Source organism: Amycolatopsis melonis (assembly GCF_040064235.1).
GTDB classification, from domain to species: domain Bacteria; phylum Actinomycetota; class Actinomycetes; order Mycobacteriales; family Pseudonocardiaceae; genus Amycolatopsis; species Amycolatopsis melonis.
Genome location: NZ_JBDZYD010000014.1, coordinates 320,444 through 339,287 on the forward strand (window position 1 = coordinate 320,444; position 18,844 = coordinate 339,287).

The 18,844-nt window shown below is 70.0% G+C and carries 23 protein-coding genes and 1 pseudogene; 9 read left to right on the forward strand and 15 right to left on the reverse strand.

What is annotated here, in order from left to right; translation table 11 throughout:
* The first annotated feature begins 7 nt into the window (after positions 1-7).
* The 5 genes from ABJI51_RS34610 to ABJI51_RS34630 all read left to right on the forward strand — a co-directional run bounded on the left by ABJI51_RS34610 (position 8) and on the right by ABJI51_RS34630 (position 3,108).
* Positions 8-379, forward strand: coding sequence for a DUF2255 family protein (locus ABJI51_RS34610; protein WP_348955298.1), 372 nt, complete (start codon positions 8-10; stop codon positions 377-379).
* A 12-nt stretch (positions 380-391) separates the two neighbouring features.
* On the forward strand, positions 392-721 hold the full coding sequence (locus ABJI51_RS34615) for a carboxymuconolactone decarboxylase family protein (RefSeq protein WP_348955299.1): 330 nt from the start codon (positions 392-394) through the stop codon (positions 719-721).
* A gap of 11 nt (positions 722-732) precedes the next feature.
* Positions 733-1,719 (forward strand): aldo/keto reductase, encoded by a 987-nt coding sequence (locus ABJI51_RS34620; protein ID WP_348955300.1) that lies wholly within the window; start codon positions 733-735, stop codon positions 1,717-1,719.
* A gap of 61 nt (positions 1,720-1,780) precedes the next feature.
* Positions 1,781-2,239, forward strand: a complete 459-nt coding sequence (locus ABJI51_RS34625; protein WP_348955301.1) for a MarR family winged helix-turn-helix transcriptional regulator — start codon at positions 1,781-1,783, stop codon at positions 2,237-2,239.
* Between the two features lie 65 nt (positions 2,240-2,304).
* Positions 2,305-3,108, forward strand: coding sequence for a helix-turn-helix domain-containing protein (locus tag ABJI51_RS34630; RefSeq protein ID WP_348955302.1), 804 nt, complete (start codon positions 2,305-2,307; stop codon positions 3,106-3,108).
* Positions 3,109-3,463: 355 nt separating this feature from the next.
* On the opposite strand, the gene ABJI51_RS34635 is transcribed toward ABJI51_RS34630, so the two are convergent.
* Genes ABJI51_RS34635 through ABJI51_RS34645 form a run of 3 tightly spaced genes read right to left on the reverse strand, consistent with a single transcriptional unit; the run spans position 3,464 to position 6,094 of the window.
* A complete protein-coding gene (locus tag ABJI51_RS34635) occupies positions 3,464-4,663 on the reverse strand; it encodes an MFS transporter (RefSeq protein WP_348955303.1) in 1,200 nt (399 codons plus the stop codon).
* An 18-nt stretch (positions 4,664-4,681) separates the two neighbouring features.
* Positions 4,682-5,500, reverse strand: a complete 819-nt coding sequence (locus ABJI51_RS34640) for an SDR family NAD(P)-dependent oxidoreductase (RefSeq protein WP_348955304.1) — start codon at positions 5,498-5,500, stop codon at positions 4,682-4,684.
* A gap of 6 nt (positions 5,501-5,506) precedes the next feature.
* On the reverse strand, positions 5,507-6,094 hold the full coding sequence (locus ABJI51_RS34645; RefSeq protein WP_348955305.1) for an NADPH-dependent F420 reductase: 588 nt from the start codon (positions 6,092-6,094) through the stop codon (positions 5,507-5,509).
* Between the two features lie 99 nt (positions 6,095-6,193).
* Here ABJI51_RS34645 and ABJI51_RS34650 point away from each other — a divergent pair, with 99 nt between their 5' ends.
* Positions 6,194-6,697, forward strand: coding sequence for a MarR family winged helix-turn-helix transcriptional regulator (locus tag ABJI51_RS34650; RefSeq protein WP_348955306.1), 504 nt, complete (start codon positions 6,194-6,196; stop codon positions 6,695-6,697).
* Between the two features lie 506 nt (positions 6,698-7,203).
* Here ABJI51_RS34650 and ABJI51_RS34655 read toward each other — a convergent pair.
* From ABJI51_RS34655 to arsL, 9 genes are read right to left on the reverse strand one after another with little or no spacing between them, the layout of a single operon-like run.
* Positions 7,204-8,046, reverse strand: a complete 843-nt coding sequence (locus ABJI51_RS34655; RefSeq protein WP_348955307.1) for a helix-turn-helix domain-containing GNAT family N-acetyltransferase — start codon at positions 8,044-8,046, stop codon at positions 7,204-7,206.
* Between the two features lie 48 nt (positions 8,047-8,094).
* On the reverse strand, positions 8,095-9,309 hold the full coding sequence (locus tag ABJI51_RS34660) for an ATP-grasp domain-containing protein (protein WP_348955308.1): 1,215 nt from the start codon (positions 9,307-9,309) through the stop codon (positions 8,095-8,097).
* Positions 9,306-9,659, reverse strand: a complete 354-nt coding sequence (locus ABJI51_RS34665) for an ArsR/SmtB family transcription factor (protein ID WP_348955309.1) — start codon at positions 9,657-9,659, stop codon at positions 9,306-9,308. The genes ABJI51_RS34660 and ABJI51_RS34665 overlap by 4 nt, the downstream gene beginning before the upstream one ends.
* Positions 9,660-9,668: 9 nt before the next feature.
* Positions 9,669-10,697, reverse strand: a complete 1,029-nt coding sequence (locus ABJI51_RS34670; protein WP_348955310.1) for an inorganic phosphate transporter — start codon at positions 10,695-10,697, stop codon at positions 9,669-9,671.
* A 35-nt stretch (positions 10,698-10,732) separates the two neighbouring features.
* Positions 10,733-11,464, reverse strand: coding sequence for a methyltransferase domain-containing protein (locus ABJI51_RS34675; protein ID WP_348955311.1), 732 nt, complete (start codon positions 11,462-11,464; stop codon positions 10,733-10,735).
* A gap of 15 nt (positions 11,465-11,479) precedes the next feature.
* On the reverse strand, positions 11,480-12,586 hold the full coding sequence (locus tag ABJI51_RS34680) for a GTP-binding protein (protein WP_348955312.1): 1,107 nt from the start codon (positions 12,584-12,586) through the stop codon (positions 11,480-11,482).
* Between the two features lie 19 nt (positions 12,587-12,605).
* Positions 12,606-13,139: a GNAT family N-acetyltransferase gene (locus ABJI51_RS34685; protein ID WP_348955328.1), complete on the reverse strand. Its 534-nt coding sequence runs from the start codon at positions 13,137-13,139 to the stop codon at positions 12,606-12,608.
* Entirely contained in the window at positions 13,106-13,855 is a 750-nt protein-coding gene (locus ABJI51_RS34690; protein ID WP_348955313.1) for a hypothetical protein, read from the reverse strand. Before ABJI51_RS34690 ends, ABJI51_RS34685 begins: the two co-directional genes overlap by 34 nt.
* 27 nt (positions 13,856-13,882) lie before the next feature.
* Positions 13,883-15,136, reverse strand: a complete 1,254-nt coding sequence (gene arsL / locus ABJI51_RS34695) for an arsinothricin biosynthesis radical SAM protein ArsL (protein ID WP_348955314.1) — start codon at positions 15,134-15,136, stop codon at positions 13,883-13,885.
* 342 nt (positions 15,137-15,478) lie between these two features.
* On the opposite strand from arsL, the gene ABJI51_RS34700 reads away from it, so the two are divergent.
* Positions 15,479-16,516, forward strand: a complete 1,038-nt coding sequence (locus ABJI51_RS34700; RefSeq protein WP_348955315.1) for a permease — start codon at positions 15,479-15,481, stop codon at positions 16,514-16,516.
* Positions 16,517-16,589: 73 nt separating this feature from the next.
* Positions 16,590-17,054: an arsenate reductase ArsC gene (locus ABJI51_RS34705; RefSeq protein WP_348955316.1), complete on the forward strand. Its 465-nt coding sequence runs from the start codon at positions 16,590-16,592 to the stop codon at positions 17,052-17,054.
* On the opposite strand, the gene ABJI51_RS34710 is transcribed toward ABJI51_RS34705, so the two are convergent.
* Both ABJI51_RS34710 and ABJI51_RS34715 read right to left on the reverse strand, forming a co-directional pair.
* Positions 16,958-17,281, reverse strand: coding sequence for a hypothetical protein (locus tag ABJI51_RS34710; RefSeq protein WP_348955317.1), 324 nt, complete (start codon positions 17,279-17,281; stop codon positions 16,958-16,960). The two genes, ABJI51_RS34705 and ABJI51_RS34710, sit on opposite strands and share 97 nt — an antisense overlap.
* Complete coding sequence (locus tag ABJI51_RS34715; RefSeq protein WP_348955318.1) at positions 17,278-17,640, reverse strand: metalloregulator ArsR/SmtB family transcription factor; 363 nt, start codon at positions 17,638-17,640, stop codon at positions 17,278-17,280. Before ABJI51_RS34715 ends, ABJI51_RS34710 begins: the two co-directional genes overlap by 4 nt.
* 74 nt (positions 17,641-17,714) lie before the next feature.
* Between ABJI51_RS34715 and ABJI51_RS34720 the strand changes: the two genes are divergently transcribed.
* Positions 17,715-18,185, forward strand: coding sequence for an ArsI/CadI family heavy metal resistance metalloenzyme (locus ABJI51_RS34720; protein ID WP_348955319.1), 471 nt, complete (start codon positions 17,715-17,717; stop codon positions 18,183-18,185).
* Between the two features lie 443 nt (positions 18,186-18,628).
* Here the strand turns inward: ABJI51_RS34720 and ABJI51_RS34725 are convergent.
* Positions 18,629-18,844 (reverse strand): annotated as a pseudogene (locus ABJI51_RS34725) (hypothetical protein); the annotation flags it as partial.

An 18,844-nucleotide genomic window follows, 5' to 3' on the forward strand; every position in this document is an offset into this window, starting at 1 on the left:
GGACACCATGACCGGTTGGAGCGCCGAGCAGCTCGACCACCTCGGCAGTACCGGGGAACTGGAAATCACCACCGCCCGCGACGACGGGTCGTCACGGGCGTGGGTGCCGATCTGGGTCGTCCGGGTGGGTGACGAGCTGTTCGTGCGCTCGTACCGCGGCACCCAGGGCGGTTGGTACCGCCACGCCACCCGCTTGGCCCGCGGCCGGATCCGCGCCGGTGGGGTCGAACACGCGGTCGGGTTCGTCCCGGCCGAGACGTCCGCCGCCGTCGACGACGCCTACCGGGCCAAGTACGGCCGCTACGCAGGCGGCCCGCTCGATCCGATGCTCTCCGAGCGCGCGGCCGCGACCACCTTGAAGCTCGTCCCGCAGAACTGAAAGGAACCGGCTTTGACCGCCGACAACGAACCGTCCGGCGCCCGGAAGGCGTTCGGCGACTTCGCACCCGGACTGGTGCACTTCACCGACGACGTGCTTTTCGGCGAGGTATGGAAACGCCCGGAACTGACCCCCAAGGAACGCAGTCTCGTCACCGTCACCGCGCTGGCCACCAACGGCAACACCGAACAGCTCGTCTACCACCTCGGCTTGGCCAAGGAAAACGGCAACACCGAAACCGAACTGATCGAAGCGCTGACCCACCTGGCCTTCTACGCCGGCTGGCCCCGGGCGATGGCGGCCATGGCGGTCGCCAAGAAGGTCTTCCGCGACGACCGGTAGGAGCTCACGCGATGCACACCCGAACCCTGGGACCGGGCCTGCGGGTCTCGGCCGTCGGCCTCGGCGCCATGGGCATGTCCCAGAGCTACGGCCCCAACCCCGGCGACCGCGACGCCATGATCGCCGTGCTGCGCGGCGCCGCCGAACACGGTGTCACGTTCTTCGACACCGCCGAGGTCTACGGACCCTACGTCAACGAAGAACTCGTCGGAGAAGCGCTCGCTCCCCTGCGCGACGACGTCGTGATCGCCACGAAGTTCGGCTTCCGCATCGAAGACGGCGGCCCGGCGGGGCTCGACAGCCGCCCCGAACACATCAAGCAGGTCGCCGACGCGTCACTGCGCCGCCTGCGGACCGACCGGATCGACCTGTTCTACCAGCACCGCGTCGATCCCGATGTCCCGATCGAGGACGTCGCCGGCGCCGTCGGCGAGCTGATCCAGGCCGGCAAGGTACGGCACTTCGGATTGTCCGAAGCCGCGGCGGCCACCATCCGCCGCGCCCATGCCGTGCACCCGGTGACCGCCGTCCAGAGCGAGTACTCCCTGTGGACCCGCGACCCCGAGCCCGAAGTCCTGCCCACCTGCGCCGAACTCGGCATCGGCTTCGTGCCGTTCAGCCCGCTCGGCAAGGGCTTCCTCACCGGCACCGTCACCGCCGCCACGCAGTTCACCTCCGGCGACGTCCGCGCGGGCATCCCCCGCTTCACCGAGGACAACCGCGCCGCCAACCAGGCACTCGTCGACCACGTCACCACGCTGGCCCGGGAAAGGAACGCCACACCCGGCCAGATCGCACTCGCCTGGCTGCTCGCCCAGCACCCGTGGATCGTGCCCATCCCCGGCACCCGCCGCCTCGAACGGGTCGGGGAGAACGCCACCGCCACCCAGGTGGCCCTCTCGGCCGACGAGCTCGCCGACCTCGACAGCCTCGCCGAGCGCGTCGGCGTTCAGGGTGACCGCTACAACCAGCACCACATGTCCCTGGTCGACCGCTGAGCCAGCCCGCCTCATCCGGATCAACCACTTGATTCGGATGAGGCGGTTGTAGGATGGCTGGATGACGCGGGAAGAGGAACCGATCGGACCGGACGCACCGAATCGGCTGATCTGGGCGCTGCGGCGGGCCGAGCTGGCCGCGCGCGCGGTCAAAGAGCAACAGCTGCGTCCCCTGGGCCTGGCCCCGGCGCACTACTCGCTGCTGATGATCGTCCACACCGAACCCGGACTCACCGGCGCCGAACTGGCCCGCCGGCTCGACGTCACCCCGCAGGCCGTCGCGTCACTGGTCACGCGGCTGGTCGACAAGGGACAGCTGGAGCGCCGCGCCCATGCCCGGCACCGGCACGTCCAGGAACTGCACCTCACCGCCACCGGCCGCCAGGTCCTGAAGTCCGCCGACACCGTGATCGCCGCGATCGAGCGGCAGATCACCGAGCGCCTCGGCACCGACAGCGCAACCCGGCTCACCCGGCTGCTGGAAGAAACGATCGACGCCGTCCGAGAAATCAAGGCCTAGCCATGGCGAACCCAGGCGGTCACGGCAACGCTCCCGCGCGATCCGCGACAAGCAGGCTGAAGCAGGTGGGAGAGTTCCTGCGGGCACGACGCGCCGAGCTGACCCCGCAGGTCGTCGGGCTGCCCACCGAGACCACCGCTCGCCGCGTGCCGGGTCTGCGCCGGGAGGAGGTAGCCCGGCTCGCGGCCATCAGCACCGACTACTACCGGCGCGTCGAGCAGGGGCGGATGACCGCGTCCGGGCCGGTCCTCGCCGAACTCGCCCGGGTGCTCCGCCTCGACGTGGACCAGCGGAGCTACTTGTTCGAGCTGGCAGGCAAGCCCGCGGGCGCCCCACGGGCGACCCCCTCCCGCACGATCAGCCCACAGCTGCGACGGCTGCTCGACCAGCTCCCCGAAGCACCCGCCCTGGTCCTCGGCGAAGGAATGGACATCCTCGCCTGGAACAGCCTGGCTGCCGCACTCATCACCGACTTCGCCCGGATCCCCGAGCCCGAGCGCAACTACGTGCGCCTGATCTTCACCGACCCCGCGATGCGCACCCTCTACCCAGACTGGACCGACGTCGCCCGCAAAGCCGTCACCAATCTGCACATGGACGTCGCCCGCCACCCCGACGACCCCCGCCTGACCGAACTGGTCGCCGAACTGTCCCAACTGGACACCGACTTCCGCCACTGGTGGCACGGCCAGCACGTCGAAAGCAAAGGCCAGGGCACCAAACGCTTCCACCACCCGCTCGTCGGCGACCTCACCCTCGACTGGGACACCCTGATCTGCGACACAGCACCCGACCAGTACGTAATCGTCCTGACCGCCCAGCCAGGAACCCCCTCCCACGACGCGCTGCGCGCCCTCGCCTGCCTGTGAACCAGGGGCCTGGGTCGGGAGTTTCCGCTGTCTACGCCGGCCGGATGAGCAGCGATCGGCAGCTCGGCCGAGGCACCGCTGAAGACGATGACGGCCCCACATGATCGTCCGCAAGTAGCGTGCACCACGTGTTTTCGCAGGTCAGAAGCCCTGTCCCGCCCCGGAGGGGCGGGGCTTTCAGCTTTCAGCCGTCCCCGGGTACAGCGATTTGTAGACCTTCCCCGCCACTTCCTTTAGTGGCATGCGGATCTCGACACCGCGGCGCTCGGAGTCACCCCAACGGCCGCGGTATGGAAATCCTCACCTCCCGATCGGCCCTGGAAGTTTGCGCGCCGAAGATCGCCTTATCGGTGGGTCAGCACCCATCTCGTCGAAGACCGAAGGCCGGCTCCCGCCCGGCCGGCCGTTCCGGGCGTGTCTCTAGTCGGGTCGAGAGGGCGGCGAGTGCGAGGGCTGTGGTGGCGAGCAGGGCGCCGATCCAGTTGGGTGCGGTGACGCCGAGGCCCGCGCCGATGACCACGCCGCCGAGCCAGGCGGCGAGTGCGTTGCCGAGGTTGAAGGCGCCGATGTTGACCGCGGACGCGAGGGTCGGTGCGTCATTGGTTTGGTCGAGGACTCGTTTCTGCAGCGGTGGCACGGTGGCGAAACCGAAGGCACCGATGAGCGCGATGGATATCGCGGCGGTCGTCTTGTCGTGGGCGGTGACGGTGAAGACGGCGAGGACGAGTGCCAGGCCGGCGAGTGCGGTCATGAGCACCGGCATGAGCCGGCGGTCGGCGTACCGGCCGCCGATCAGGTTGCCCGCGGCCATGCCGGATCCGAACAGGACCAGCAGCCAGGTGACGGCGCTGTCCGGGTAGCCGGCGGCTTCGGTCATCATGGGCGCGATGTAGGTGATGGCGGCGAAGACGCCGCCGAAGCCGAACACGGTCATGAGCATGGCCAGCAGTACCTGGATGTTGCCGAACGCGGCGAGCTCGCGGCGGAGGTGGCCGGGTCGGGGCGCCGGCCGTTCGTCGGACGGCACGACGGTCGCGACGCCCACCGCGGCGAGCACGCCGAGGCCGGTGATGACCAGGAAGGTGGTCTGCCAGCCGAGGTGCTGCCCGATGAAGGTGCCGCCGGGGACGCCGAGGATGTTGGCCACGGTGAGCCCGGTGAACATGGTCGCGATCGCGCCGGCCTTCTTGCCGGGGGCGACCAGCCCGGCGGCGACGATGGAGCCGATGCCGAAGAACGCGCCGTGGGCGAGCGAGGCGATGATCCGGCCCGCGAGCAGTACCGCGAAGTCCGGTGCGATGGCGGACAGGAGGTTGCCTGCGACGAACAGGGTCATCAGGAGGATCAGCATCCGCTTGCGGGAGACACGGGTGCCGAGGAGGGCGAGCAGGGGTGCGCCGGCGACGACGCCGAGGGCGTAACCGGTGGTCAGGTAGCCCGCGGTGGGGATGGTGACGCCGAAGTCTCCGGCGATCGCGGGCAACAAACCCATGGTGACGAATTCGGTCGTGCCGATGGCGAAGGCGCCGATGGTCAGCGCCAGGAGTGCGAACACGGCTTTGTCCTGTGGGTGTCAGGGGCGGGTGTGGGCGGCGATCAGCTCGTCCGACAGCTGCCGGAGACGGCGTCGCGCATCCGGGTCGTAGGCCTGGTCGTCGGCCCGGCCCTCGCGCTCTCCGTTGAAGTAGCGTCCGGTCGACCGTGCTGCCGGACCGGTGATCAGCCGGAGCGTCGCGTCACAGCCCTGGGTGACGGTGCTGTGCGGGACAACAGCGGCTTCGTGCACCATCGTCGTGTCCATGAACGACGCCGGGTGCAGGCTGTTGACCACGACCTCGCCGCGTAGTTCGTCCGCCAGGTCGAAGCCGGACATGATCTGGGCGAGCTTGCTGCGCCGGTAGGCCGTAACCCCGTCGTAGTGGTGTTCGAGCATCGGGTCCGCGAAGTCGATGGGGTGCTGGCCGGCCGAGGCGACGTTCACGATCCTGGGCGTGGCCGAGGACCGCAGCAGCGGCAGCAGCAACCGGGTGAGCCGGTAGCCGGCCAGGTGGTTGACCGCGAACCGCAGTTCGATGCCGTCGGCGCTGAGCTGTCTCGCCGCCCCCGGCCGGCCGAACCCGACACCGGCGTTGCTGACCAGCACGTCCAGCCGGTCGACGTGCTGGGCGACGTCGTCGGCGAGCCGGTCGACCTGACTCAGCTCGGCCAGGTCGGCATGCAGGACAAGAGGTTCGGGGCCGCCGGCGGCCAGGATCTGTGAGCGCACGAGCTCGGCGCGGCGGGCGTCGCGTCCATGCACGAGGACACGGGCGCCCGCCGCGCCCAGCCGCACGGCGAGGTGCCGGCCGAGGCCGTCGGTCGATCCGGTGATCAGGACTGTCTCGCCGTTCATCTGCCGCTACTTCCGGGTCAGCACGAGGCCGATGCCGTCACCCATGCCCTTGCCGAAGGCGAGCTGGATGAGCAGCTCGATCACCGGCTCCAGGTACCGGGCGTTGGCCAGCGGGCCGACGTCCACCGCGTCGAAACCGAGCTGGGTGCCCAGCTCGACGACGGTCTTCCTGGCGGCCTCGTCGTCGCCGGCCACCGGCAGGAACAGCGGGCCGGCGGCGGTGTCCGGCTCGCCGAGCCGGCCGGCGAACACGCTGTTGAACGCCTTCACCACGGTCGCGCCGGGCAGCGCGGCGGCGACCTGCTCGCCGCCCGAGGTGGTGTGGCCGACGGTCAGCGACATGAAGTCCGCGGCCAGCGGGTTCGTCGCGTCGACCACGATTTTGTCGCGCAGCGCTGCCTTGACCGCCTCGTCGAGACCGGCCACCGCGGCGAAGGGCACTGCCAGCACGACGAGTTCGACGGCGCCGGCCTGCGCGGCGAGCTCGGCCACCGGGGTGGCGCTGGTGGCGGTGGTGACCTCGTGGCCGGTTTCGGTGAGGCGCCGAGCCAGGACGGAGCCGACATTGCCGGCGCCGATGACACTGATCCGCATCTGGGTTCTCCTCGAAGGGCGAGATGTGGTTCCAATTGGAACTACTGGGGTGAACGTACTAGTGGTTCCAATTGGAATCAAGTGGGTACGATGTGCGTCATGAGCGAGACCCGCTGGCTGAACGAGACCGAGCAGCGCGCCTGGTCCGGCTTCCTGGAGACCTACGAGCTCCTCGACCGGCACGTGGACCAGCAGCTACGTCAGGAAGGCGGGCTCACCAAGGTGCAGTACGAGGTCCTGCACCACCTCAACGAAAGCCCGGCCGGGCACCTGTGCATGTCCGAACTGGCCGAGCGGATGCTCTGCTCGCGCAACGGCCTGACCTACCAGGCCACCCAGCTGGAGAAGGCGGGCCTGCTCCGGCGCGAGGCCAACCCCGCCGACGAGCGCGGCGTCCTCGCCGTCATCACCGACGAAGGACGCCGGGTCCTCCACCAAGCCGCGCCCGGACACGTGAGCACGGTGCGAGAGGGCCTGATCGACCTGCTCACCGACGAGCAGGTCGCCCAGCTCGCCACGATCATGGACATCACCCGCCGCCACCTCCGCGGCCTCGTACAGCTCCCGCCGGCACGCAAACGCGCGGCAGGGACGACACACTGACCGGGAAGACCCGTTGAACTTGTTCCCGCAACGCTTCGCTTGATCGACCGGCGCTCCAGCTCGATGACAGCATCGACGTCTGCCCGCGCGGCGCGGCGGAGGAAGCTGCCCAAGGTGTGGAGATCCCGCATCCGTACGAGGGTGTCGATGCCCTCCCAGTCACGCACGTCGTAGCCGTAGGCGGCGGCGAAGGCATCCAACTCAGTGGGTGTACGCTCGCGCGGCCCGCGTGCAGGCTCGTCCCAGTCACCCAGCACCACGTCCGTTCCGTCCCACAGGGTATTTCCGGGACAGGCATCGCCGTGGATCAGCCATTCGCGGTCTTCGTCAAACCACCGGAACGAGAAGCCCACGCAGACGCCGGAGAGCGGCGTGACCCGCAGGTCGATGACCGGTTCGGCGACCCGCGCTAGGAGGCGGGCTGGTCGACGACGCGTTCTACGACAACCTGTCCGGCCAGCAGGCCTACAAGTGCTTCGCCTGCCGGATCAGCAAGGCCTGAGCGCTCAGAGCTGGGAGGCGCGGCGCCGTTCGAGCAGGACGGTGTCGCGCCACCGGCCGTCGAGCTTGCCGATGCGCTCGCGGATGCCGACCGTGCGGAACCCGGCGCCGTGGTGCAGGGCGACGCTGTTGCGGTTCTCCGGGAAGATCGACGTCTGCAGCGTCCACAACTCGCCCTCGTCGGCGGCCGTGACCAGGTGGTGCATGAGGGCCTTGCCGACGCCGCGGCCGCGGAACTTCTCCCCTACGTACACCGACGTCTCCGCGACCCCGGCGTAGCAGTCGCGTGTGGACACCGGTGCCGCGGCGGCCCAGCCGGCGACCTGACCGCCGACCTCGGCGATCCAGCGGTGGCCGCGCAGCCACTTGGCCTCCAGCTCGGCGCGCGGCGGGACCTCGGTTTCGAAGGTTGCGTCGCCGGTGGCGATGCCTTCGGCGTAGATGCGCCGCACGGCCGGCCAGTCCTTCGCGCGCAGCGGGCGGATGGTGACGTCCGGCGCGAGGTCGCCGGGCTCGGTGGGCTTGGGCGCCAGCAGGCCCATGACGACGTCGGCGGCGTGCGGGAGGCTCACCGCGCAGGAGGCGTTGACCGACACGAGGGTGGCGGTACCGACCTTGCGCAGCCGCACGAAGCCAACGTCGGCGAGCTTGCGGACGTGGTGGGAGCAGTTGGACTGGCTGATCGCCATCTGCTCGGTGATCTCCCCGATCGTGACGGCCTTGCCCGCGGCCGCGACGGCGTGCAGGATCCGCACCCGCGTGGTGTCGGCGAGGCAGGCGAACCATTCGGCGTAGGTCGCGGCGTCCTCGACGGGCAGCAGCGCGGCGGCGGGCGCAGTCGTCGTCATAGTCCGATTGTGCCTCACCCGGGTGAGGGATCGACGGCCGTCGATGGTTCAGCTGCTGTGCAGCTCGACGAGTTCTCCGGCATGGGCGAGGTCGGCGACCACCTGGGCGTGGTCGTCGCCGACGGTGATGACGTGCCCGTAGCGGGCGAGATACGCGCGCGGCGGAAGCGCGAGCTTGGTGCCGGGACCGGCGGTGCCGAGAGCCTCGTGGACCGTGGGCCCGAACCGCTCCGGGTGCACGATCGTGGCGGTGACCTCGCAGTCGTGGTCCGGGTAGAGGAAGCGGATCGCGGCCGTCCGGCGCAGCGCCCGGCGAGGAGCCGGTGCGCGACCGACAGCGACCTGACCCGCGGCGACGACCGGGTCGGCGCCGCCGGCGAGAATGCCGAGCCGCGGGATGAAGTCGCCGCCGAGGCGGGCGTTGATCTCGACCAGACGCGGGCCGCGCGGAGTCAGCTTGAACTCGGTGTGGGTGGCGCCGTGGGTGAAGCCGATGCCCTTGTGGACCTGGTCGAGCTGGTCGAACAGGGCGGCGTCGTCGAACAGCGGGTCGTCCGCGTCGACGACGTGGCCGGTCTCCTCGAAGAACGGCTCGAAGCCGGTCTGCTTGCGGGCGATGACCAGGGGGTGGCAGACGCCGTGGTCGACGACGGCGTCGACGCTGATCTCGGGCCCGGTGAGCAGCTCCTCGACCAGCACGTCCGCCTCGTAGCGCGGGACGCCGGGCCAGGACGCGCCTGCGGCCGCGGTGAACGCCTCGGCGACCTGCTCGGCGGTGTCGGCGCGCAGGACGCCGAGGCTGCCGGCCAGGCCGCGGGCCTTGACCACGACCGGGAAGCCGATGTCGCCGGCCGCGGCGACGGCCTCCTCGGCGGAGGCGACCGGCCGGGACGCGGGCTGCGGCACCCCGGCCTCGGTGAGCGCGGCGCGGGTCGCGGCCTTGTCCCGGCAGGCCTGGACGGCTTCGGGCGGGCTGCCCGGGAGCCCGGTCTCCTGTGCGAAGGCCGCGACGGCGGTGACCAGCGATTCGTCGTAGGTGAGCACGCCATCGGGCCGGAATTCCAGCTCGCGCACCGCCGAGGTCAGAGCGTCCGGGGAACGGGTGTCGACGACGGTGACCCCGTCGACGTGGGCGGTCTGCCAGGTCGGTTCGACCGAGTCGAGCAGCCACAGCCGGAAGTGCGGCCGCAGCGCGGCGAGGAGGTATTCACGGTAGCGGCGGTCCCCGCTGCCGACCAGCAACAGCGCCGGATGGTCGGTCACGACGTCCTTTCCAGCGGGACCGCCTCACCGTTGCCGTCGCGGGTGGCCAGCAGGCCGAGGACGACGTTGGCCGCGGTGGGCAGGCCGACTTCGCAGCTGTGGTTGATCGCGTAGAGGATGCTGGTCCCGGCTCGGCGGCGGGTGACGAACCGGACCTGGGACAGGATCTTCAGGTGGTGCGAGACCGTGGGCTGGGCGATGCCGAGGTGCTCCACGATCGCGCCGACGGGAACCGGGTCACGTTGCTGGGCCAGGAAGTGCACGATCATGACCCGGTTCGCGTCGGACAGCGCGTGGAACCAGCGGGCGTAGGACTCGGCGGTCTCCCGCTCCAGCTTGTGCTCGCTCACTTGCCCAGGCTAGCGAGCCAAGACGAACACCAGCGCCGCGACGACACCGGCGACGGGCGGCGTGACCAGCCAAGCGATCAGGAAGTTGCGGACCGTCCCGCCGGAGATCCGGCTGAGGTTCGGTCCGGCGGATCCGGCGATCGCCCCGGTGGACACGTGCGTGGTCGACATCGGCAGCCCGGCCCCGGCGCCGACCCCGACGAGGGCGGCGGTGGTGAGGTTGGCGAGGAAGCCTTCGCGGTGGTTCATCTTGACCACGCCTTCGCCGAGCTTCTCCGCGACCCGCATCCCGCCCAGCAGCGATCCGGCGGCCATGGCGGCGGTCACCAGGATCATGATGTGCCACGGCTGCATTCCGGCCGGGACCAGGGCGAACGCGCCGATGGCGACGATCTTCGGGGTGTCGTTGAGGCCGCGGGCGAAGCCGGTGGCACCGCTGGTGAACCAGTGCGCCCCGGTGATGAACCGGGACGAGGTCTTCTGCGGCGCCGGTGCGGTCTTCACGGCGACGTCGCCGGAAGCGGGGGTGACCGGCGGGGTGCTCGCGGCGCGGCGCTTGTTCGCGGCGCCGGTGGCCACGGTGAGGATGAGCGTGATGGCGTAGGCGACGACGATGCTGACCAGCAGCGGCGTGACGAGTTTGCTGCCGACGGCGCTCCAGGAGACGCCGCCGGTGCTCATCAGCAGCCCGGCGCCGACCATGCCGCCGATGAGGGCGTGGGTGGTGGAGACCGGCAGCCGCAGCACGGTGGCCAGGCCGACCCAGAACGCGGCGCCGGCGAGCACGGCGACCGCGAACGCGTCGGTGGTGGCGCCGGTGATGATGCCCTTGGAGAACAGGGCGGTCATCTTCGATGCGAGGGCGAGGGAGCAGACGCAGCCGATCAGCGTGGTGATCGTGCCCCAGAGGATCGCCGTCCGGTACTTGGTGACCCCGGCGCCGGCCAGGGTGGCGACGCCCTTGGGGACGTCGTTGCTGCCGTTGACCGCCGCCAGCGCGGCGACGAGGACGAACACGACTATCGCGGTGAAGGACATGCAGGTACTCCCTCAGTGGTCGAAAACCTCGGTGTTCAGCAGCAGCCGCCCGGCTTGCGGGCGCGGATGATCGCCGAGTGCATGCCGTCGGCGGCGTCCTGGGTGAAGACGACTTCGGCGTCGGTCAGCCCGGCTTCGGCCAGCAGCGAGAGGTACTCGGCCTTGGACAGGGCGCCGGCAATGCACTGGCTGACGCCGCCGCGCTCGGCCCGGTCGGCGGGCGTGAGGTGGTCCTCGGCGACGACGTCGGTGATCCCGAGCCGGCCGCCGGGCGCGAGCACGCGCGCCATTTCGGCGAACACCGCAGGCTTGTCCACCGACAGGTTGATCACGCAGTTGGAGATGATGACGTCGACGGTGGCGGCGGGCAGCGGGATCTGCTCGATGGTGCCCTTGAGCAGGATGACGTTGCCGACCTCGGCGTCCTCGATGTTCTGCCGGGCGACGGCGAGCATTTCCTCGAGGAAGTCCAGGCCGAAGACCTGCCCGTCCGGGCCGACGCGGCGCGCGGACAGGATGAGGTCCAGCCCGGCGCCGGAGCCGAGGTCCAGGACGGTCTCGCCGTCGCGCAGCTCGGCCACGGCGGTCGGGTTGCCGCAGCCGAGGCTGGCCAGCAGCGCGGCGTCGGAAGCTTCGCCGGGGCCGATGTCGCCGTAGGCGCCGGGTCCGAACCGCGTCGGGTCCGGCGCGCAGCAGCTCTTCGCTTCCGCGGCCTCGGCGGCCTTGCCGCGGTAGTAGTCCTGGATCTCGGCGGTGGTGTCGGTCATGGTCGTCTTTCGGGGTCAGGCGCCGGTGGCGGCGAGCCGGTGGACCGGGGTGGGATAGCCGGGTTTGAACGACACCGGCGCGGTGGCCGCGGACCGGGCCCCGGTGGCGGCGTTCGCCGTGGCCACGGCGTCGCGGACGGCGGCGTCGAGTTCGGCGGGCTCGCAGGCGACGCGGGCGTTGACGATCACCCGGGCGGTCGTGGCCGTCTTTTCGGCGGCCCGGTCGACCGTCGGTTCCGCGCCGGCGGCGGTCAGGCTGAGCTTGGCGAAGTCGCCGTCGCCTGCCTCGACGGTGAGCTTGGCGTGCCCGACGACGGCGCCGGCGCAGTTCGCCCAGCCGCCGAGTGCGGAGAGCATCTGCCGCCCCCAGGCGGTGAGGTCGAGCGGCGCTTCCGAGGTGAGCTGCACGTCCTGGTTCATCCAAGCCAGCTGAGCTTCGGCGGCGGCGTAGCGGTCGTAGTCGACCTGCAGGTCGACCGCCTGGTTGCCGGACGGGCCGTCCCACGCGTTCACCAGGTCGTCGATGCGGTCGCCGGACTTGGCGCTGTAGCCGACGACCGCCGCGTTCGGGTAGCCGGCGGCCAGCCGCGCCATCAGCTCGGTGGCGCGGTCCGGTGTGATGGTGTCGAGCTTGTTCACGGCGATGACGTCAGCCTCGGTCAGCTGCTGCCGGAACAGGTACGACAGGTCCGACTCCGGTTCGCCGCGCTGGGCAGCGCGGTCGAAAGCCAGATACCGCAACGGGTCGATGACTGTCGTGAGTGGACTGACGACCATGCTGTCGCCGTAGTAGGCGCGCAACGGCCGGACGACGGTGGCCTGCAGGTCGGTGCACGAGCCGACGGCCTCGGCGATCACGGTGTCGACCGGGGTGTCGCCGTCGGCCAGGGCGCGGATGGCGTCGACGAGGTCTTCGAAGCGGCAGCAGAAGCAGCCGCCGGTGACTTCGGCGACGGAGTCGAGCTTGCTGCGGACCAGGGCGGTGTCGACGAGCTCGACGCCTTGGTCGTTGGTGATCACCGCGACGCGGCGGCCCTGGGCCTGCAGCGCCTGCGCGGTGGCGATCATCGTGGTGGTCTTGCCTGCGCCGAGGAACCCGGTCAGCGGCACGAAGGTGATCACGAACGTTCCTCCAGTGGTTTCAGCCGTCGGAGCAGCAGGCGCCGGAAACGACCGGCAGCGAAGTGCGAGTGGCGGCGGGGGCGTCCCCGAACGCGACGCGGCGGGCGGCACCGAAGGCGTCCATCCACTTCGCGACCTGCGGGCGCAGGCCCGGATCGGACACCACCATCGTCGTGGTCACCGGCCGCGGGGTGCAGCCACGCAGCACCTTCGCCTGGTGCGCGCCCGCACCGAACTCGACGGTGCGCAGGCCTTCGGCGTAGGCGTCGCGGACCGGGGCGTCGAGGACGAGGGCGAAGTAGATCCCGCTGCGCTCGCCGATGGCGGCGTAGTCGAAGCCCGCCCACTTCGGGAACAGCCGGTGGTGCTTGCGGATCACCACGCAGGTGGCGACCAACGCGCCGTCCTTCGTACCGAGGTAGGCGCGCACGTCCGCGCGGGCGTCCAGCAGGCCGGTCAGGACGTCGACGATGTGGGCGGGTTCCTCGCCGGCGCCGTTCTTCTCCCGGTTGAGGCAGGTCAGCTCGGCGATGCGAGTGACGTAGGGGCGGATGCATCGCCGTCGACGCGCTCGACGTGCACCCCGGCCGCCTCGGCGCGGCGGACGTCGCTCTTGATCCGCTGGCGCTTCTTCAACGGCAGCGCCGCCAGGTGGCCGTCCCAGGAGCCGGCGTCAAGGCGCAGGTAGTCCTCGTAGCCCCAGAAGGTGCTGTGCCCGCCGGCCTGCTCCAGCGCGGCGACGAGGGCGTCGTTGCCGCTGCGGCCCGAGATCCACGGCGCGACGATGCACTTGATCCCCTGTGCGAACGCCGCCGGCACCAGCTCGGACACCATCTGCGCCATCAGGCTGGGCGTCCAGAAGTTGTAGGCCACTTCGGTGCGATAGCCCAGCGGGGAACCGAGCAGCAACGCGGGAAAGAACGGCTCGGTGCCCAGCGCGTCGACCTCACCGCTGAGGCACGCGTCGATCTGCGCGCCGCAGCAGACTTCCTCGCCCGTCGGTGCCTGCCAGCCCAGGTAGGTGCGCGGCTCGTGGTCGACGACCGGCGGCGTCGTCATCACGTACCCGGGCAGCAGGGCCAGCTCGCCGCGGGCCCGGGCCGCGATCGTGTGCCACGGCTGCAGGTCGGTCAGCGCCTTCTCACTCGCCCGCAGCCAGGTGGGGCCGAGGTAGGGGAAGACGTCGGTGAGGTCGGCCAGCTCCCCTTCCCAGTCCAGGTCCGGTAGTCCCTGACCCGTGCTCACCACGACGCGCGGTGCTCCACCCATGGCTTCCTGTCCCTCCCGATCCGGTATTCAGCACTTCACGCAGCAGCGGACCTTGCCGACGTCCTCGGCGTCGGCGCGGCGTTCGGTCCACAGCTCTTCGACGCGACGGTCCGGGTGGGTCCACTCCACCCACAGGCCGCGGTCGACGGTGGCGATGTCCTCCATCCACGGCGAGGACAGCAGCGGCGAGCCCTTGAACAGCAGCAGCCGCGTCTGCAGCGCGGTGGGGTCGGTGACCTTCGCCAGGCCGGTGCCGACGAGGAAGTCCTCGAAGGTGAGCAGCTCGTCGTACTCCACCCACGGCGTGAACGGGATGAACGTCGGGTACAGCACGAACCCGATCCGCCCGGCTTCGGCGATCGCGGCGCGCATATGGTCGACGTCGATGTGCTTGTCGAAGATCCGCAGGATCCGGTTCGACGGGAACTCCAGCGCCGACGTCACCTTCACCAGTCCCAGCGACACCAGCTCGGTGAGTTCCTTCCGGTAGCTGAGGATGTGGTCGACCCGGGTGGTGAACTCGAAGGTGATCGGACCGATCTCGTCGACCAGGCGGCGGACGACGCCGGCGCCGATGGTGCGGGAGTTGAAGAACTCGGCGTCGATGAAGCAGAAGTGCCGCACGCCTTCCTCGGCCAGCTGCAGGCAATCGGCCAGGACGGTGTCGGCGTTGTAGGCGGCGACTCCACCGTCATAAGCGCCGTACACCGAGCAATAGGTGCACTTGTGGTGGCAGCCGCGGGTGACCTCGACGTTGCCCATCAACCCGTACGGTGAATGGTGCGCCGGATAATGCACCAGGGACGGAAACAAATCACGAGCCGGAGCCGGGACGGTGATGCGCCGGTGCGGCGGTTTCGGGCGCATTCCCTGCGCGGTCATCGATGCCGGCACGGTGGCGACGTCGCGCTCGCCGCGGGCGACCTCGGCGAGTTCGGTCGCGACGAGCTCCGGTTCTTCCATCACGATGGCGTCGGCCGTTTCGAGGAACCGGCGATGGTTCATCTGGGCGTACTGGCCGAACGCGACCAGCTTGGCTCCACCGAAGGATTCCCGCAGCCGGGCGGCGAGGTCGAGGCCGCGCTCGACGCCTTCGAACTGCTGCACCGACAGCAGAATCAGGTCGAAGTCGCCGTCCGGCAGGGCATCGGGGTTCTGGTGGGCGTCCCAGCCGACGACGTCGGCGTCCTGCGCTCGCATCGCGGCGCCGGCGCACGCCGACGTCAGCGGCTGAAGCTCGGCTTCGAAGGCGGACGCGACGAGCACGCGCGCAGCAGACATGCTTCCCCCAGCTCCAAATCGGACAAAAAGGGTGCCGGCTCCCCCAGTGGAACCGGGTGCGGTGGACACTCGAGATTCGGCCACATCCTCGTGCGAGGCATCACGATGGCACGCTTCAGCGATACATGTCAATGGATCGATAAACGCAGGTAGATCACGGTTTTCACGCTCGAAGTTCATCCTTTCGGACGTTGTGATCACGCGGGCGCCGGATTTCCCGGGTCACCTTCGCGACCATCGGCGGTATGGACCGGAACCTGTTCATCGACTAGCATCGATGAAGGCTGGGGGAGCTACTCGTCCTCGGCACGCGAACCCGGTCCCGATGTCAAGGATGGTGGCATGGACAAGCTCCTCGAGGTCCTGCGCTTGGCCTGGGAGAACCTGGTCGACCTGAGCATCTTCTTCTTCATCGCCCTCGCCATCGCGGCGATGGTCGACCTGCTCTACCTCGACGTCGTCGCGCGCCGCTCGTTCCGCAAGCACGGGTTGCTGGGCGTCCTGTTCACCACGTGCCTCGGCGCGTTCAGCCCGTTCTGCTCCTTCACGGTCATCCCGTTGATCCGCAAGCTGCTGCGGGGCGGCGTACCGCTGTCGGCGGTGATGTCGTTCTGGATCGCCTCCCCCGCCATGGATCCGCCGATCTTCGCGTTGACCGCGAAGGAGATCGGCCTGCCGCTGGCGACCGCCCGCCTGCTGGGCGCGCTCGTGCTGGCCATCGGGGCCGGGGTCATCATCCTGCTGGTCGAGAAGCGCGGCGGCTTCACGGACGTCCTGCGCCCGGAGAAGAAACCGGCTGTCGACGAACGCGAGCGGAACCAGGTCGCCGTGGCGGCCGGCGGCGGAGGCACCGCGGTCCTCCCCGACGCCCCGGCAACCGGTGCCTGCGCCGACGGCGGTTGCGTTCCCGACGAGGACGACGATGGCGCGCCCTGGTGGCCACAGGCCAAGGCGAGTCTCAAGTCGAAGCGGAACTGGCGCATCACCGGCCGGAACTTCCTGCGCGACACCGTGTCCCTCGGCAAGTGGCTCGTGTTCGCGTGCGTCTTCGAAGGCGTCATCCGCGTCTACGTCCCGAACGGGATCATCACGAGCATCCTCGGCGGCGACAAGGGCTGGCTGGCCATCCCGCTCGCCGCGGTCATCAGCATCCCGCTCTACCTCAACGGCGTCGGCGCGATCCCCATCGTCGGCGGCCTGCTGGCCAAGGGCATGGCACAGGGCGCGGCGGTGACGTTCCTGCTCGCCGGCTCGGTCACGACGATCCCGGCGATGGTCGCGGTCCGCAGCGTGGTCAACAACAAGGTCTTCGCGCTGTACCTGGCGTTCGGCATGCTCGGCAGCATCCTGCTCGGCTTCCTCGCTCAACTGCTCCTGTAACGCTTGTGCCGGGCGAGGCTGTCCTCCCCCCAGCAGCCCGCCCGGCACTTCCCCTGCGCTGAAGGGACTTCTCGTGCCCAAACCCGAGGTTCTGTTCGTCTGCGTGCACAACGCCGGCCGCTCGCAGATGGCTGCGGCCTTCCTGCGCCACCACGGCGGCAACCGGGTCGTCGTGCGCTCGGCGGGCTCGGCGCCGGCCGCCACCGTCAACCCAGCCGTCGTCCAGGTCATGGCCGAGTGCGGCATCGACATCTCCGGTGAGCAGCCGAAGAAGCTGACCGCCGAAAGCGTCGAACGGTCCGACGTGGTCGTCACGATGGGCTGCGGGGACGCCTGCCCGGTCGTGCCCGGGACGCGCTACCTGGACTGGAAGCTCGAGGACCCCGCCGGGCGCCCGGCCGAGGAGATCCGTCCGGTCCGGGACGAGATCGAGCGGCGGGTTCAGGCTTTGCTGGCCGAGCTGGCCGGCCCGGCCGCGAGCGACACCGGCCCAGCGGCGGCGGTGAGCGCGCCGAGCACGAGGAACGCGGTCGAGTAGCTGCCGGTGAGCGCGGCCGGCGCCGCCGCCGACATGGTCACCAGCGGCGCGGACAGCAGACCGCGGAGCCCGGCGAGCAGCTCCCGCCGATCGATCTCGTCCCGGATCGGCCGGACGTCCTCGGCCGCCGCGTACCGCTTGCCGGGGAAAAGCCGGGCGGGCGTCGACCGCACCATCGGCGTAGTGAGCCAGCAACCGGCGGCCGGCACCCAGACCATCCCGGTCACGCGGTGACTGCTTCACCGGTGGTCGTCAGCACCGCCGACAGCCGCGCCAGCACCTCGGGGTGCACGCGGTAGTAGATCCAGGTGCCGCGCCGGTCGCCGGTGATCAACCCCGACTCGCGCAGCACCTTCAGGTGATGGGAGATGGTCGGGCCGGTCAGGTCGAAGGCGTCGGTCAGGTCGCACACGCACGCCTCGCCGCCGGCGTGGGAGGCGATCAGCGAGAGCAACCGCAGCCGGACAGGGTCAGCCAGCGCCTTGAACAGGGCTGACAGCTCGACTGCCTGGTCCTGCGTCAGCGGTTCCCGGGCCAGGGGCGCGCAGCAGACGTCCATCGCGACGAGCGGCAGTTGCTTCGACATCCCTCTATATTGACAGGCTTCTATCCAGTGCGCCAAGCTGCTTAGACAAATATCTATCCAAGGAGGTAGCAGGGATGTCACGGGTACAGCTGGCGCTGCGGGTCGGGGACCTGGCCGGATCGATCGACTTCTACTCGAAGCTGTTCGGCACCGAGCCGGCGAAGCTCCGGCCGGGCTACGCGAACTTCGCGATCGAGGAGCCGGCGCTGAAGCTGGTGCTGTTGGAGGGCGAGCCAGGTCAGGAGACGGTGATGGACCACCTCGGCGTCGAGGTCGAGTCGACCGACCAGGTCAACGCGGCGACCCAGCGGCTGACCGGTGAAGGACTCGAGACGCTGACCGAGGACGACACCACGTGCTGCTACGCGGTGCAGGACAAGGTGTGGGTCCACGGGCCGGGCAAGGAGCCGTGGGAGGTCTACACGGTCAAGGGCGACTCGACGACGTTCAGCACCGACAGCGCCGCGCCGGCCACCCCGGCGACGTGCTGCACACCGGACGCCGAGACCGGCGCGACGGCCAAGCCGGAGGGCTGCTGCAACTGAAGCCCCTGGAGCCGGTGCGCGGCTCCGCTTTCTGGATGCCGACACGCGTGCTGCGGCGTTCGGTCATGACGACGTCGCGCCACACGCCACGGTGCCGGCCGACGCGTTCGCGGACGCCGATCTCACGGAACGGCCCCACATGACCAATGATCGGCTCAGTCACGAACGCGCACTATCACCACGCCGACGACCGGAACTCATCTGGCGACCACACGGCGACACCTACCCGAGGCAACGATGCCGAAGCCGCCCCTACGGGGAAGAACGGAAGCCTGCAACCTGCGGGAATACGCTTGTTACCTGATCAAGCCGATGTGCCGCACTTCCCTGACACGGAAGAGGTCACTGGTTCAATCCCAGTATCGCGCACCACTCCCTCCCCGGAGGGGCGGGGCTTCAGTCGTCGGATGGTGATGAAAGGGCGATGGGTCCCGGGCCGGGGTTCAGGCGCCGGGACCGCAGGTGCGGGAACCACGCCGCTCCCCCGGGTACAGCGACGCCAGGGACCGCGGCCGGCGCTCCTCCAGGGCGTCCAGGACCAGATTGACCATCGCCGGGGTCACGTGGTCGTGGACCCGGGCGATGGCCTTCATCTTCCGGCCAGGTGCCGGGGGTGTGGCGGCCGGAGTTTCGTTCCGCCCTTCTTGGGCCGAGTGTTG

Excerpts from the sequence above, each read along its gene's own strand:
- ABJI51_RS34610 (WP_348955298.1), top strand. The coding sequence starts at position 8 with ATGACCGGTTGGAGCGCCGAGCAGCTCGACCACCTCGGCAGTACCGGG.
- ABJI51_RS34620 (WP_348955300.1), top strand. The coding sequence starts at position 733 with ATGCACACCCGAACCCTGGGACCGGGCCTGCGGGTCTCGGCCGTCGGC.
- ABJI51_RS34625 (WP_348955301.1), top strand. The coding sequence starts at position 1,781 with ATGACGCGGGAAGAGGAACCGATCGGACCGGACGCACCGAATCGGCTG.
- ABJI51_RS34640 (WP_348955304.1), bottom strand. The coding sequence starts at position 5,500 with ATGAACGGCGAGACAGTCCTGATCACCGGATCGACCGACGGCCTCGGC.
- ABJI51_RS34645 (WP_348955305.1), bottom strand. The coding sequence starts at position 6,094 with ATGCGGATCAGTGTCATCGGCGCCGGCAATGTCGGCTCCGTCCTGGCT.
- ABJI51_RS34650 (WP_348955306.1), top strand. The coding sequence starts at position 6,194 with ATGAGCGAGACCCGCTGGCTGAACGAGACCGAGCAGCGCGCCTGGTCC.
- ABJI51_RS34655 (WP_348955307.1), bottom strand. The coding sequence starts at position 8,046 with ATGACGACGACTGCGCCCGCCGCCGCGCTGCTGCCCGTCGAGGACGCC.
- ABJI51_RS34670 (WP_348955310.1), bottom strand. The coding sequence starts at position 10,697 with ATGTCCTTCACCGCGATAGTCGTGTTCGTCCTCGTCGCCGCGCTGGCG.
- ABJI51_RS34675 (WP_348955311.1), bottom strand. The coding sequence starts at position 11,464 with ATGACCGACACCACCGCCGAGATCCAGGACTACTACCGCGGCAAGGCC.
- ABJI51_RS34690 (WP_348955313.1), bottom strand. The coding sequence starts at position 13,855 with ATGGGTGGAGCACCGCGCGTCGTGGTGAGCACGGGTCAGGGACTACCG.
- arsL (WP_348955314.1), bottom strand. The coding sequence starts at position 15,136 with ATGTCTGCTGCGCGCGTGCTCGTCGCGTCCGCCTTCGAAGCCGAGCTT.
- ABJI51_RS34700 (WP_348955315.1), top strand. The coding sequence starts at position 15,479 with ATGGACAAGCTCCTCGAGGTCCTGCGCTTGGCCTGGGAGAACCTGGTC.
- ABJI51_RS34715 (WP_348955318.1), bottom strand. The coding sequence starts at position 17,640 with ATGTCGAAGCAACTGCCGCTCGTCGCGATGGACGTCTGCTGCGCGCCC.
- ABJI51_RS34720 (WP_348955319.1), top strand. The coding sequence starts at position 17,715 with ATGTCACGGGTACAGCTGGCGCTGCGGGTCGGGGACCTGGCCGGATCG.